The organism is Marinococcus halotolerans DSM 16375 (genome assembly GCF_000420725.1).
GTDB lineage: Bacteria > Bacillota > Bacilli > Bacillales > Marinococcaceae > Marinococcus > Marinococcus halotolerans.
On sequence record NZ_ATVM01000002.1, the window covers coordinates 166682 to 179265 of the forward strand.

Genomic DNA, 12584 nt, shown 5'->3' on the forward strand with positions numbered 1-12584 from the left:
GAAAGCCTGGCTTCGTCTTTCGTTTTTGTGACAAATTCATTATAATTAAAGAACAAATGTTCTTGAATTCAAAAGAAATCAGCGAAGAGAGGAATTTCTTTATGCCAGTTATACTAGCGGAGAAGCCGTCCCAGGCAAAAGCTTATGCGGCCGCATTTCAAATACAGGAGAAAAAGGACGGCTATATGCGGCTGAAGCCGTGCAGCCTGTTTCCGGAAGGGGCGGTGCTCACCTGGGGATTTGGTCATCTGCTCGAGCTCCGGGCCCCGGCCGATTACGAATCATCCTGGAAGAAATGGTCGCTCGATACCCTCCCGATGCTTCCCGCCCATTTCCGATTCAAGCCTAATCCAAAGGCATTCAAGCAGCTGAAGGTCGTCAAGCAGATGCTGCAGGAAGCTGACAGCATTATTATTGCGACCGACTGCGACCGGGAAGGTGAAAACATCGCCCGTAGCGTTATCGACTATACGAAAACGTCCCATAAACCAACCCGGCGCCTTTGGATCAACAGCCTCGAAAAGGATGAAGTGTATAAAGGGTTCGAGCAGCTCCGGGAAGGAGCGGACTATCTTCCTCTTTATGAGGAGGCACGCGCCCGCCAGTTTTCCGACTGGATTGTCGGGATGAATGCGAGCCGTCTGTATACGCTGCTGTTAAAGCAGAAGGGCATCAATGAAGTGTTCAGCGTCGGCAGGGTCCAGACGCCGACACTCAAGCTTATTTACGACCGGCAGAAGGAAATTGAGGCGTTTGAGCCCGAGCCTTACTGGGAGCTTGAAGGAACCTTCCGAGCGGAAGCAGGAGAGTATAAAGGAAAGTATAAAAAGCGCTTCGGCTCAAAGGAAGAGGTGCTCCGGATTTGGAAGGAGCACGGACTGAAAAAGGATACCGAAGGCACGGTCAGGAGCGTAAAAAAAGAAGAGAAACAGGAAAAGCCCCCGCTTCTTCATTCGCTGTCGAGTCTGCAGACGACGATGAACAAGAAGTATAAAATGAGTCCGTCGGCCGTGCTGAAAACGGTGCAGAGCCTGTATGACGAACCATTAAAAGCTGTTTCCTATCCGAGAACGGACACCCGCCACATCACATCAGGGGAATTTAACTACTTAAAAGGAAATCTGTCCCGGATGCAGGAGTGCATGAACGCCTCCTTCGAGCCGGCATCCACCACTCCCTCGAAGCGGTTTGTAGACGGAAGCAAAGTTCAGGAGCACCATGCGATCATTCCGACTAAAAAAGTGCTGAGCCAGACTCAGTTTGAAAAGCTGAACAGGGCCCAGCAGCAGGTGTACAAAGAAGTCATGAATAGCGTGCTCGCGATGTTTCACCGGAACTATGTGTATGAAGAAACGACGGTGGAAACGAACGTCCATGGGCTTATTTTTGAAAGTAAAGGCCGGGTGGACCGGCAGCTGGGCTGGAAGGAGCTCTTTCCGGCGCCCAGGAAGAAGAAAGACCAGGAGGACAACACTCTTCCTCCACTAGCCGAAAAAGAGCAGGTTAAGGCATACGTCCAGGCGGCTGAAAAAGAAACCCAGCCGCCCAAGCCTTACACCGAAGGACAGCTGATCAACATGATGAAGTCCTGTGGCAAATGGATCGAGGATGATGAAACGTCTAAAAAAGTATTGCAGGAAACGGAAGGCCTCGGTACTGAAGCGACACGCAGCACCATTATTCAGACGCTGCAAAAGCAGGAATATATCCGAATTCAAAAGAATATTGTGGATGTGACCGCCAAAGGCCGGGCACTGTGCGAAGTAGTGGAGGGAACGCTTTTGTCCAAGCCGCTGCTCACCGCGAAATGGGAAGCCTTTTTAAAGCAGATTGGCAGCGGGGAAGCGGATAAGGAAGCTTTTTTAAAGCAGACAGAGGCTTTTACGAAAAAACTGGTTGAAGAAGCGCCCGCAGGTATAACGAATATGCAGACAAATCCCGACCAGGTCGCCTCCTCCAAAAAACAGCCGCAGCGCGCAGAGCCAATTGCCCTCTGTCCGGTATGCCAAAAGGGGCAGATGATGGAGCGGAAGTCCTTCTACGGCTGTAGTGAATATGCGAATGGCTGCAAATTCACCGTGCCGAAAACGTTATTGAAGAAAAGAATTACCCAGGCGCAGGTTAAAAAGCTGTGTGAAAAAGGGGAAACCCAGGTGATCAAAGGGTTTAAAGGCAAAAAGCCGTTTGACGCCAAATTAAAACGAAAAGAAAATGGCGTGGAATTTGTGTTTCCGGCTAAAGACAATGCCTCCTCGTAGACAATATCCAGAAATTTGATATACTGATACCCAGAATGTTTTCTAGGGTTCCGCGGCAGAGCCGGTCTGGTCCGAGAGAAAACCCGCAGACGAATAGTTTGCGCCACGGAGGGATAAAAACCCGGGAGATCTTCGCTGCGAAGACTTCCCGGGTTTTTTCGCGGTTGAAAGCTGTAATAAATATTTCCGGGAAATAATTAAGAAAGCGCCGGCAAGGAGGGGCTGTAATGGGATGGATCAACGTCGTTGTGGCAGCAGCATTTGAAATTCTCTGGGTCATCGGTTTGAAGCATGCATCATCTGGATGGGAATGGGCCGGTACGCTGGTGGCTATCGTGCTGAGCTTTTTCTTTTTAATCCGGGCGGGAGAACACCTTCCGGTAGGTACATCATATGTAGCCTTTGTCGGCATCGGAACGATCGGAACGACGGTTCTCGATATGATCTTTTTCGGCCAGCCATTCGAATGGATCAAGCTGGTCTTTATTTTCATGCTGATTGCCGGAATCGCGGGGCTTCATACAGCCTCCGGCCGGGCAAAAGTAAATGAAGGGAGCGGTGGTCAGTGATGACGTGGCTGTATTTGATCGGTGCGGGTATTTTTGAGATGATTGGTGTTTCGATGATTAACGAATGGATTCAAAAGCGGGTCGTCTGGCCGCTGCTTTTGATTGCAGCCGGGTTTGGAGCAAGCTTTTTTCTTCTTTCCCTTGCGATGCAGACTCTCCCGATGGGAACTGCCTACGCCGTCTGGACAGGGATAGGGGCCACGGGCAGCGCGCTGTTCGGGATGCTTTGGTACAAAGAGCCGGCAAACACGGGGAGGCTTATCAGTATCGCGTTAATCCTTGCTTCTGTGGTGGGCCTGAAGCTGATAGCGCCATAAAACGTTCAAAAACAAAAGCCGTTATGGCTTGAGCGAAGGCTTTATTTTGATTATAGTTACAATCAGGTGAAACATTTGGAGCAGTAAAGCAATGAAAGATGAAAGGAGGAAAACATATGGATCTTCAGAGTATTTTATACGAAGCACATTCCGGCTCATGGGCGTTTTTGATCATTTTCTTTTTGATCAGCTATCTGTTTCCAAAACAAAAAGTGACCATGATGATTGAACGGCTGTTTGTAGTTATCATGATTCTTTCTGGTGCAGGCATGGTGGCGCTGTACGGATTTCCGCTCCTGTCCATTATAAAAGGGGTGTTGGCCCTGATATTTATCGGCGTGATGGAAATGATGTTTGTCCGTCGGCGGGCAGGCAGAAAACACGCCATGTTTTGGATTATATGGATCATTTTATTCGCAATTATCCTATCCATCGGCTACGATGTAATTGGGTAATAAAGAGAGCATGCTGTTTTTGCAGCATGCTTTTTTATATGAGGGCATTTTTGGGTATAGAAAAGATACACCAAAGCGCCCGAAGGCCGGTATTTTTTAAACGACAATTACATGTACCATGCAAGTAATACATAAAAAAGCCATAGGAACAGTGGTGGCAGGAGAAAGGAGGAGGCGGGGATTGTTTGAAGGGAACGCGAATGTCGATTCATTTATATTATTAGGAGCACTTCTGCTTATTTTAGGTGTCGTCGTGACAAAATTTTCGACACGTCTCGGCGTGCCTTCGCTTATTTTGTTTATAATTCTAGGTATGCTGATGGGAAATGATGGTTTTGGCATTATCGACTTTGAAAATGTCCAGCTTGCCCAAACCGTTGGGATTATAGCCCTGATTATTATTCTGTTTGAAGGGGGGACCCAGACGAGGTGGCGTGACATTAAACCAGTAGTGGGGCCCTCCGTAACGCTCGCCACGTTTGGCGTTTTGTTTACAGCTGCTTTAATGGGGCTCGTGGCAAAGCAGCTGCTCGATCTGAGCTGGCTCGAAGCAATGCTTCTCGGGGCTACAGTCGGTTCGACAGACGCTGCCGCAGTCTTTGCCGCCTTGAAGGGGCGGAGCATTGATAAAAAAATGGGGTCCACCCTCGAAGCGGAATCGGGAAGCAACGACCCGATGGCCGTGTTTTTAACGCTCTTCTTTATTGAATTAATATTGGCAGATTCGCCGAACGTATGGCTTTTATCCGGTGCTTTTTTCTGGCAGATGGGCGTTGGTTTTGCGATGGGCGGCCTGTTCGGATGGGCAGCCTCCTGGACCATTAACCGTATTAATCTAGATTCGAGTGGGCTCTACCCTCTGTTTGCGATCGCTTTTGCGCTGTTAACCTACAGTGTGACTTCCAGCATGAGCGCGAGCGGGTTTTTGGCAGTGTACGTAGCGGCGCTTTTGATAGGAAACTCTGATTTGATTTACCGTCAGCCGATTTACCGGTTTAATGAAGGAATGGCGTGGATGTCTCAAATAAGCATGTTTATTATCCTCGGTCTGCTTGCATTCCCGAGAGATATTTTGACATGGTCAAACATTTCCATGGGGCTCGCTTTGTCAGCAGTGTTAATGTTTGTGGCACGGCCTCTTGCGACATTTTTGTCTACTTCATTTTTCGGATACAAGCCGAAGCAGAACGTATTTTTATCCTGGGCGGGCCTGCGAGGGGCAGTACCAATCATCCTGGCTACATACCCGATCGTTGCCGGTGTGGAATCGGGCAGCCAGATTTTTAACGTCGTCTTCTTTATTGTGCTGACGTCCGCGCTGATCCAGGGGGCAACCATAGCTCCATTAGCGAAGTGGCTTCACCTGTCCGGCCCGCTCCGGGAAACACCGACTCATTCCCTGGAGATTGTCTCCCTCGGAAAAGCGAATGCAGAAATTATGGAATTTCAAACGAATGAAGCGACGCCGATTGTCGGCCAGACGCTTCAAAGTGTTGAATTTCCGGCATCCGCGCTGATCAGCGCGATTGTCCGGGACGATGAGCTGGTCACTCCGGTTGGGGAGACAGTAATCCAGGCCGGTGATTATTTATATATTCTTGTCTCACGCAAAGAGAAGCGTATTTTAAAGCAGATGCTTCGGCACGATTACTAACAGAAAGCGGTCGGCGTTAAGATGCGTTAAATTTGAGAAAAGAAGGAAGGGCTCGGCATGGGTGTGCTGATCAATGTATTGATCCCAATCATTTTAATATTTACGATTGGCTATTTGCTGCAGAAAAGACAGGCAGTGGATATTCGGCCGGTTTCGGCTGTCGCTCTTTATGTATTGACGCCTGCGCTTGTTTTCCGGACTTTCTATGAAAGGGAGCTAAACAGCGATATGCTGTCGATGGCTCTGTTTTCCGTGGTGTTTTTAGCGGTCATGACCGGATTGATCAAATTGGTGTCTTATGTGCGTAAATGGCCGAAGGCTAACGAAACCGGCATGATGCTCTCTACTGTATTTATGAATGCGGGGAACTACGGTGCTCCCTTAATTGCTTTTGCGTTCGGTGATACAGCCTTTGCCTACTCCATCGTTTTTATGGTTATTCAGACGATGCTGATGAATACTGTAGGCGTCTATATTGCAAACAGTGCCAATATGGATGCGGCCGACGCGTTTCGAACGGTACTGCGGATGCCGGTATTTTATGCGCTGCTCGCAGGCATCGTCTTTCAGCTGACCGGAATACCGGTCGGGGCGACCTATTATGAAGCCCTTGATATGCTCGCGAGCGCTGCGATTCCGGTAGTTATGATTATCCTCGGCATGCAGCTTGCACGGATATCCGTGAAAAGCATGGATTGGAAGCTTGTGAGTGCAGGCACGTTTTTACGGCTGGTATTTGCACCGGCTCTTGCCTACGTGATCGCTCTGCTGCTGCAGACCGGTGAAACGTTAACGACCGTGCTGGTTGTTTCAACAGCGATGCCGAGTGCAGCAACCATGGCAATGATTTCCGTACAGTTTGATTCCAATCCCCAGCTTGTTTCAAGTATTACACTGGTGACGACTATTTTAAGCGTCCCCTCCCTGTGGGTGGTGCTGTCGATTTTCCAGGCCTGAAAAGCTCCGGGGTGAATTGACGGAAGAAGAGTACCGCGTTAAGATGGAAGTAATATCAAACCACTAGGGGTGCCTGTTGGCTGAGACAGCGTAAAGCTGATCCCTTTGAACCTGATCTGGATTATACCAGCGTAGGGAAGTGGGGAAGAGATGCTGATACGACTATCTCCCCCCGCTTTCTAACGAAGGCGGGGTTTTTTGTGGGAAAATATTATATTTGCTGGGGGTGCCTGCTGAGGCTGAGACCGGAGAACTGTCCGGAACCCTTTGAACCTGATCTGGAGATCCAGCGGAGGGAAGCAGCCATGTTGAACCTTTTAACGGGCAGCCTCCTTCCTTCTGGAAGGAGGTTTTTTTATGGATAATAAACCAAAGCCGTGCATTCACGCCGTATCGCCGCCAAATATAACGGCGGCAGCATGGTGGAACAAAACGAGAGAGCTGACAGGGATCGTTGATTACGTGCATGTACGGGCGCCTGAATGGACAAGGCGTGAAAAAGAAACGGCCATTGAATGGGCGTTAAACGAAGGGATCGCCCCGAAGCAGCTGATCATAAATGATGAACCGGAGCTTGCTGCTGCATACGGGCTGGCCGGTGCTCACCTGCCGGAGCGTCGTACGGTCTATCCGGCGTCTGCAGGCTGGGGGCAGTCCGTTCACTCTGTGGAAGCGGCGGAAAAAAGCGAACAGCAGGGAGCGTCATGGCTGTATTTCGGTCATGTATTTGCCTCAGGCAGTAAGCCCGGAAAGCCACCGCGCGGAGCACGGGCGTTGAAGGCTGTGGCGGAAAGCGTCCGTATTCCCGTAATCGCCATAGGAGGAATTGATGCTGACAAAGCAGTGGAGTGTATGAACTGCGGAGCGTCCGGGGTGGCAGCCATTGCATATTTTTACGCGGCTGCAGAACCCGGAAAAGCAGCCGGGGAGCTCAGAGCCCGGTTAAGGAGTGATAACAATGAAGGCTGATACAGAAGTTCTTATTGTAGGCGCAGGCGTGCAGGGATGCTCGCTTGCCTATCAGTTAAGCAAACGCGGCCGCCGTGTAATGGTAATCGAGAAAGACTCTATTGCCGCCGGAGCGTCAAAAGCGGCTGCCGGCATGCTCGGAGCGCAGTCCGAGTGGGAGGGCTCTGACCTTTTTCAGGAATTCGCCCTGGAAAGCCGGGCGCTGTTTGAAGAGATGGTGCCCGAAGTGGAAGCGCTCAGTGGAATGGATGTCTCCTACGTGAACAACGGAATGCTGAAGCCTGTATGGGATAAGGCGGGAGAAGATAAATACCGGCGAGCTGCAGGGCGCGGCTACGGGGCGGAGTGGCTTTCGACACATGAAGCACTGCGCAGGGAGCCGGCGCTTTCCGAAAATATCCGGGGTGCCTGGTCGATTCCAAAAGACGGACAGCTCCGTGCCTTTGAATGGACAGCGGCCCTTGCCAAGGCAGCAAAGGCCTGCGGGGCAATTATACGGGAAAACACTTCAGTGAACCTTCTTTTAGAAGCTGACGGCCGGATCTGTGGCGTGAAAACAAATGAAGGAATGATTGAAGCAAAAGAAGTGGTTTTTACCGGGGGGAGCGCCGGAGCGGAGCTGTTGGATGAAAAGGATTTTACGCTCTATCCGGTGAAAGGGGAGTGCTTGTCCGTACGCATGCCCCGTGGAAATTTGAGACACACCCTGCACACGCCGCAGGTGTATATTGTCCCGAAAAAGGACGGGGAAATCTTTATCGGTGCCACAGAAAAGCCCGGGGACTCGAGTACAGGAGTCAGTGTAGCCTCGATGCAGGAGCTGATGAAAGCAGCTGTTCATTTAGTGCCGGGTCTGAAGCATGCAAGCATTGAAAGATTTTGGAGCGGCGTCCGGCCGCAGACAGGAGACGGGCTGCCATATATGGGACAGACCAGCCGGGGCCTGTGGGTAATGACCGGTCATTACAGAAACGGTATTCTGCTTTCAGCACTGAGCGGACAATGGATGGCTGCCCGGATTGAAGGAGAAAGCGTCCGCGAAGACTGGAAGCACTTATTTGCGGTAGACCCTCAAATACGAAAGGGAGGAGTTATTCATGCAGATCACGCTTAATGGTCAATTACAGAATATTGAGAACAGCAAAACTGTAGCCGATTTACTGGAAGAGCTTCAGATCGCCCACAAAAAAACGGTGGTGGAACGCAACGGCACTATTGTAATTGAAGAATTTCACGAGCGGGAAGGTTTAATGGACGGGGACAGAATCGAAATCATTCATTTTGTAGGAGGCGGATGAACAAATGCTTAACATTGGCAATATGACGTTCGAATCGAATTTATTTCTCGGCACCGGAAAATATAAGGACGCTAAGACCCAGCTGCAGGCTGTAGAAGCATCGGAAACGGAGGTACTGACCTTCGCCGTTCGGAGAATGAACCTGTTTGACAGCAGCCAGCCAGATCCATTTGAACAGATGGATGTGTCCAGGTACCGGCTGCTCCCAAATACAGCGGGGGCCAAAACGGCGGAAGAGGCTGTGCGGACAGCGAAACTGGCTGAGGCAGCGAACATGTGCGACATGATTAAAGTAGAAGTGATCGGCTGTGACAAAACGCTTCTGCCGGATCCGGTGGAAACGCTCCGGGCCTCGGAGGAGCTGCTGAATGAAGGGTTTACCGTCCTTGCGTATACGTCCGATGACGTTGTGCTTGCTAGAAAGCTTCAGGAGCTTGGGGTTCATGCAGTGATGCCCGGGGCCTCCCCTATAGGCACGGGGCTTGGCATCATTAACCCGTACAACCTGTCCCATATTATTGAACAGGCGGAGGTTCCGGTGATTGTAGATGCCGGCATTGGGAGCCCGAAGGATGCTGCTTACGCAATGGAGCTCGGCGCTGATGGCATCCTGTTAAATACAGCTGTTTCAGGAGCGGGCGATCCTGTAAAAATGGCAGAAGCGATGAAACTGGCAGTGAGGGCTGGCGCGCTTGGCGCAGAAGCAGGGCGCATTGATAAAAAATTCTATGCCCAGGCAAGCAGCCCTTTAGGAGGCCTCAGCATTTGAATACGGAAGAACGTTTTTCCCGGCAGCGGTTATTTCACGGAATCGGCCGGAGCGGTCAGGAAAGGCTGCAGGAGGCTCATGTCATAGTGGTAGGGGCCGGCGCGCTTGGGAGTTTAACAGCCGAAACCCTTGTACGCGCGGGGATTGGGAAATTAACGCTAATCGACCGGGATTATGTGGAAGAAAGCAACCTGCAGCGCCAGCAGCTTTACACGGAAGCAGACGCAGCGGCCTGGACGCCAAAAGCAGAAGCGGCGAAAAAGCGGCTGCTCGATATCCGGAGTGATGCTTCTATTGAAATTATTGTCGGAGAAGCAGATCCGGCCGTGCTTGAAAATTGTCTGCCCGCAGATCTTATTATTGATGGGCTGGATAATATGGAGACGAGGCTGATGATTAATGATACAGCGTTGAAGCACAGGCTCCCCTGGATCTACGGAGCCTGTGTAGGCGCGTACGGACTGAGCTACACAGTAAGGCCGGGACAGGGACCATGTCTTCGCTGCCTGATGAAGGGTATTCCGATGGAAGGTGAAACGTGTGACACGGTGGGAATTATTGCCCCGGCGGTCCAATTCGTAAGCGCCACTCAGGTGACCGAAGCGATGAAGCTGCTTACTCATTCCTTTGAACAGCTCCGCGGAACGCTGTGGTCGTTTGATGTATGGTCGAACGAGACTTCTTCTATTCATGTAGACTCGCTGCAGGAGGAGAATTGTCCCTCCTGCGGGGCATCGCCAGCGTATCCGGCGCTCGCATGGAGTGGAAGAAGCAAGGCGGAGACGTTGTGCGGCAGGGACGCCGTACAGGTGAAGCCTCTTCCTGATATGCAGGTGTCACTGGAGCAGACGGCGAATGTTCATAAGCAGCACGTCTCCAAAGCGAATCAGCATCTGCTGGTGTTAAATATTGAAGACAAGCGGCTGGTGCTCTTTAAAGACGGAAGAGCCATCATTCACGGGGTTTCCGGGGAAGTGGAAGCAAGGTCGTTGTACCAGAGATATATTGGAGGATAAATATTCCTTGTTTCGTTTTACGGGCGGAGTGGTAATGTTCCTTGCAAGGAGGGGGAACTATTGCCTACCGCTCGTATTTTTTCATCTGTAGAAGAAGCACAGAAGGCTGTAGATAAATTAAAAATGCAGGGTGTTCAAAGAGAACAGATTTACGCTTTGGCTCTTGAGGCGGAAAAAGCGACTGCGAAAGAACTAAAAGTAAGTGATACAGAAGCAGACGCTACAAGTCCGGTGGAGTTTGTGAAACAGCTTTTCCGCAACGGGGCCTCCGATATTTATGAACGATTAACAAAGCTGGGCTATGGCGATAAAGAAGCGCGTGAACTGAGCGAACAGCTGGAGGAACATAATATATTAATTGTGGTGGATGAAGATCCGGAAAAATTCTCTTTTGAAAAGTGAATCTTTTCCGGATTTTATTCAGTCTTGGAGCGCCGGGAGGAGGCGGGGCAGTTCGGTTAATATTCACTCTCGTTTTTCGATGTCCAGCTACGGAGCCTAACCGCTCGGGATTACTTTCCAGCCGGTTTCGGGCAGCAGGCTGCCCTGTACGTCTGGGAAGTACCTGTCGCGGTTGAGCAAGGCTCCTCCGCTTTTCGATGTCCAGCTCTGGAAGCCAACGGCGGCGTGTCCCTTCAGATCTTTGGTAAAGAGAAAAGGCCTCTTTATCCAAAGCTCTTCTAGGGCCCGCACCGTTGAACAGGCTTCCTCCGCTTTTCGATGTCCAGCTTCGGGTGTTACCAGCTTAATCCATTCGTGATTTCAGATCGTTTGCGACTTCGTCTCAAGCCGACTGAAACCGACGAGCCGTTTAGCGGCCCGCACGAGGCGGGTCAGTTCGATGTTGCTACAGGATGTAGCGATTTTAATCGAACATCATTTAAATAACACCCTTCGCTTTTCTATGAATTTTATGTAATTTTTATGAATTATGGCTGTGACAGCTGCAATGATTAGTTAGTATGATAGAATAACGGTGGTATATAGACAAATAGTTGCGTTAATATAAGGAGAGTGGTATTGTTTCGATGGGAATTCTACTCGGATGTACATATACGACGGCAACTTGCACTCTACGAGGTAGGAATTACCTTATAGATACCCATAGAATTATGCTTGTTTGAATTATTAGATTGTATTAAATGATGTGGAGGTAACTGACGTGAAAATTATTGTTGCAGGTGGAGATGGATTTTGTGGTTGGCCGACCGCGCTTTACTTATCAAAGCAGGGTCATGACGTTTCAATTATCGACAGTATGGTACGCAGGAAAATTGATGATGAGCTTCATTCTAACTCGATTACCCCGATTGCAAGCCTTGAAGACCGGGTAGCGAAGTGGAAAGAGCTGACAGGAAAAGAAATACGTACATACGAAGGGGATCTTCAGCATTACGATTTCCTGCAGCAGGTTATGGAGCAGGAAAAACCGGAAGCGTTCGTTCACTTTGCTGAACAGCGTTCTGCTCCTTATTCGATGATAGACCGCGAGCATGCAGTCTACACCCAGGTTAATAACGTAGTAGGGAATTTGAACGTGCTTTATGCTATTAAAGAAATGGCGCCGGACTGCCATCTGATTAAGCTTGGCACAATGGGAGAATACGGCACGCCGAATATTCCAATTGAAGAAGGTTACCTGGAAGTGGAACACAAGGGCCGCAAAGACCGCCTTCCGTTTCCAAAACAGCCGGGGTCGTTCTATCATTTATCAAAAGTGCATGACAGCCATAACATTATGTTTGCCTGCCGTGTATGGGGCATCCGCGCGACAGACTTAAACCAGGGCATCGTCTACGGCCTGGATACGAATGAAACCAATATGGATCCAGTGCTTACCAACCGCCTGGACTACGACGGTGTCTTTGGGACAGCGCTGAATCGTTTTATCATTCAGTCTGCCATCGGCCGGAATTTAACAGTTTACGGAAAAGGCGGTCAGACCCGCGGCTTCCTGAACCTTGAAGATACAGTCCGCTGTGTGGAAATTGCAGCAGAAAAGCCGGCTGAACCTGGAGAATTCCGTGTGTTCAACCAGTTTACTGAAGACTTCTCTGTACTCGAACTCGCAGAACGGGTGAAAAAGGTAGCGGAAGAAGAAGGCTACCACATTAATGTGGATCATCTCGAGAATCCACGGGTGGAGCTTGAAGAGCATTTCCTTGAAGCAGTAAACACCAACCTTCTGGACTTGGGACTGGAGCCGCACTTTTTAACTGACGATGTTATCCGCCATATCTTAAAAGCGGTAATTGAGCATAAAGAGCGGGTAATTGAAGAGAACGTATTGCCGGGTGTGAGTTGGAAATAAAAACGGGGAGT

13 protein-coding genes and 3 riboswitches are annotated in these 12584 nt (G+C 50.0%); all 13 genes read left to right on the top strand.

Translation table 11 applies throughout. The features are described from left to right. The first annotated feature begins 101 nt into the window (after positions 1-101). The 13 genes from G548_RS17120 to G548_RS0102350 all read left to right on the top strand — a co-directional run bounded on the left by G548_RS17120 (position 102) and on the right by G548_RS0102350 (position 12573). Positions 102-2258: a type IA DNA topoisomerase gene (locus G548_RS17120; RefSeq protein ID WP_022792534.1), complete on the top strand. Its 2157-nt coding sequence runs from the start codon at positions 102-104 to the stop codon at positions 2256-2258. Positions 2259-2289: 31 nt separating this feature from the next. After that, a riboswitch (guanidine-I (ykkC/yxkD leader) is annotated at positions 2290-2388 on the top strand. A gap of 97 nt (positions 2389-2485) precedes the next feature. Beyond that, positions 2486-2827, top strand: a complete 342-nt coding sequence (locus tag G548_RS17125) for a DMT family transporter (protein WP_022792535.1) — start codon at positions 2486-2488, stop codon at positions 2825-2827. Continuing rightward, on the top strand, positions 2827-3144 hold the full coding sequence (locus G548_RS0102295) for a DMT family transporter (protein WP_022792536.1): 318 nt from the start codon (positions 2827-2829) through the stop codon (positions 3142-3144). The genes G548_RS17125 and G548_RS0102295 overlap by 1 nt, the downstream gene beginning before the upstream one ends. A 116-nt stretch (positions 3145-3260) precedes the next feature. Next, positions 3261-3599 carry a DUF1516 family protein gene (locus tag G548_RS0102300; RefSeq protein ID WP_022792537.1) on the top strand — a complete coding sequence of 113 codons (339 nt, stop codon included), beginning with the start codon at positions 3261-3263 and terminating at the stop codon, positions 3597-3599. A 181-nt stretch (positions 3600-3780) separates the two neighbouring features. Further along, entirely contained in the window at positions 3781-5253 is a 1473-nt protein-coding gene (locus G548_RS0102305) for a potassium/proton antiporter (protein WP_022792538.1), read from the top strand. 57 nt (positions 5254-5310) lie between these two features. Next, positions 5311-6210, top strand: coding sequence for an AEC family transporter (locus G548_RS0102310; RefSeq protein ID WP_022792539.1), 900 nt, complete (start codon positions 5311-5313; stop codon positions 6208-6210). Between the two features lie 55 nt (positions 6211-6265). Continuing rightward, positions 6266-6365: riboswitch (TPP riboswitch) on the top strand. A gap of 57 nt (positions 6366-6422) precedes the next feature. Continuing rightward, a riboswitch (TPP riboswitch) is annotated at positions 6423-6525 on the top strand. Positions 6526-6567: 42 nt separating this feature from the next. Beyond that, positions 6568-7179 (top strand): thiamine phosphate synthase, encoded by a 612-nt coding sequence (locus G548_RS17130; protein WP_022792540.1) that lies wholly within the window; start codon positions 6568-6570, stop codon positions 7177-7179. Beyond that, on the top strand, positions 7169-8293 hold the full coding sequence (gene thiO, locus G548_RS17135; protein WP_022792541.1) for a glycine oxidase ThiO: 1125 nt from the start codon (positions 7169-7171) through the stop codon (positions 8291-8293). Before G548_RS17130 ends, thiO begins: the two co-directional genes overlap by 11 nt. Beyond that, on the top strand, positions 8277-8477 hold the full coding sequence (thiS, locus tag G548_RS0102325; RefSeq protein ID WP_022792542.1) for a sulfur carrier protein ThiS: 201 nt from the start codon (positions 8277-8279) through the stop codon (positions 8475-8477). Before thiO ends, thiS begins: the two co-directional genes overlap by 17 nt. Positions 8478-8481: 4 nt before the next feature. Beyond that, a complete protein-coding gene (locus G548_RS0102330) occupies positions 8482-9246 on the top strand; it encodes a thiazole synthase (protein WP_022792543.1) in 765 nt (254 codons plus the stop codon). Beyond that, entirely contained in the window at positions 9243-10262 is a 1020-nt protein-coding gene (locus tag G548_RS0102335) for a ThiF family adenylyltransferase (protein WP_022792544.1), read from the top strand. Before G548_RS0102330 ends, G548_RS0102335 begins: the two co-directional genes overlap by 4 nt. Positions 10263-10322: 60 nt before the next feature. Further along, on the top strand, positions 10323-10664 hold the full coding sequence (locus G548_RS0102340) for a general stress protein (protein ID WP_022792545.1): 342 nt from the start codon (positions 10323-10325) through the stop codon (positions 10662-10664). A 760-nt stretch (positions 10665-11424) separates the two neighbouring features. Then, entirely contained in the window at positions 11425-12573 is a 1149-nt protein-coding gene (locus G548_RS0102350; protein ID WP_022792547.1) for an NAD-dependent epimerase/dehydratase family protein, read from the top strand. The last annotated feature ends 11 nt before the right edge of the window (positions 12574-12584 follow it).

Coding starts and splice junctions, on each gene's coding strand:
- thiS (WP_022792542.1), top strand. CDS start 8,277: ATGCAGATCACGCTTAATGGTCAATTACAGAATATTGAGAACAGCAAA.
- G548_RS0102310 (WP_022792539.1), top strand. CDS start 5,311: ATGGGTGTGCTGATCAATGTATTGATCCCAATCATTTTAATATTTACG.
- G548_RS0102330 (WP_022792543.1), top strand. CDS start 8,482: ATGCTTAACATTGGCAATATGACGTTCGAATCGAATTTATTTCTCGGC.
- G548_RS17120 (WP_022792534.1), top strand. CDS start 102: ATGCCAGTTATACTAGCGGAGAAGCCGTCCCAGGCAAAAGCTTATGCG.
- G548_RS0102295 (WP_022792536.1), top strand. CDS start 2,827: ATGACGTGGCTGTATTTGATCGGTGCGGGTATTTTTGAGATGATTGGT.
- G548_RS17130 (WP_022792540.1), top strand. CDS start 6,568: ATGGATAATAAACCAAAGCCGTGCATTCACGCCGTATCGCCGCCAAAT.
- G548_RS0102300 (WP_022792537.1), top strand. CDS start 3,261: ATGGATCTTCAGAGTATTTTATACGAAGCACATTCCGGCTCATGGGCG.
- G548_RS17125 (WP_022792535.1), top strand. CDS start 2,486: ATGGGATGGATCAACGTCGTTGTGGCAGCAGCATTTGAAATTCTCTGG.
- thiO (WP_022792541.1), top strand. CDS start 7,169: ATGAAGGCTGATACAGAAGTTCTTATTGTAGGCGCAGGCGTGCAGGGA.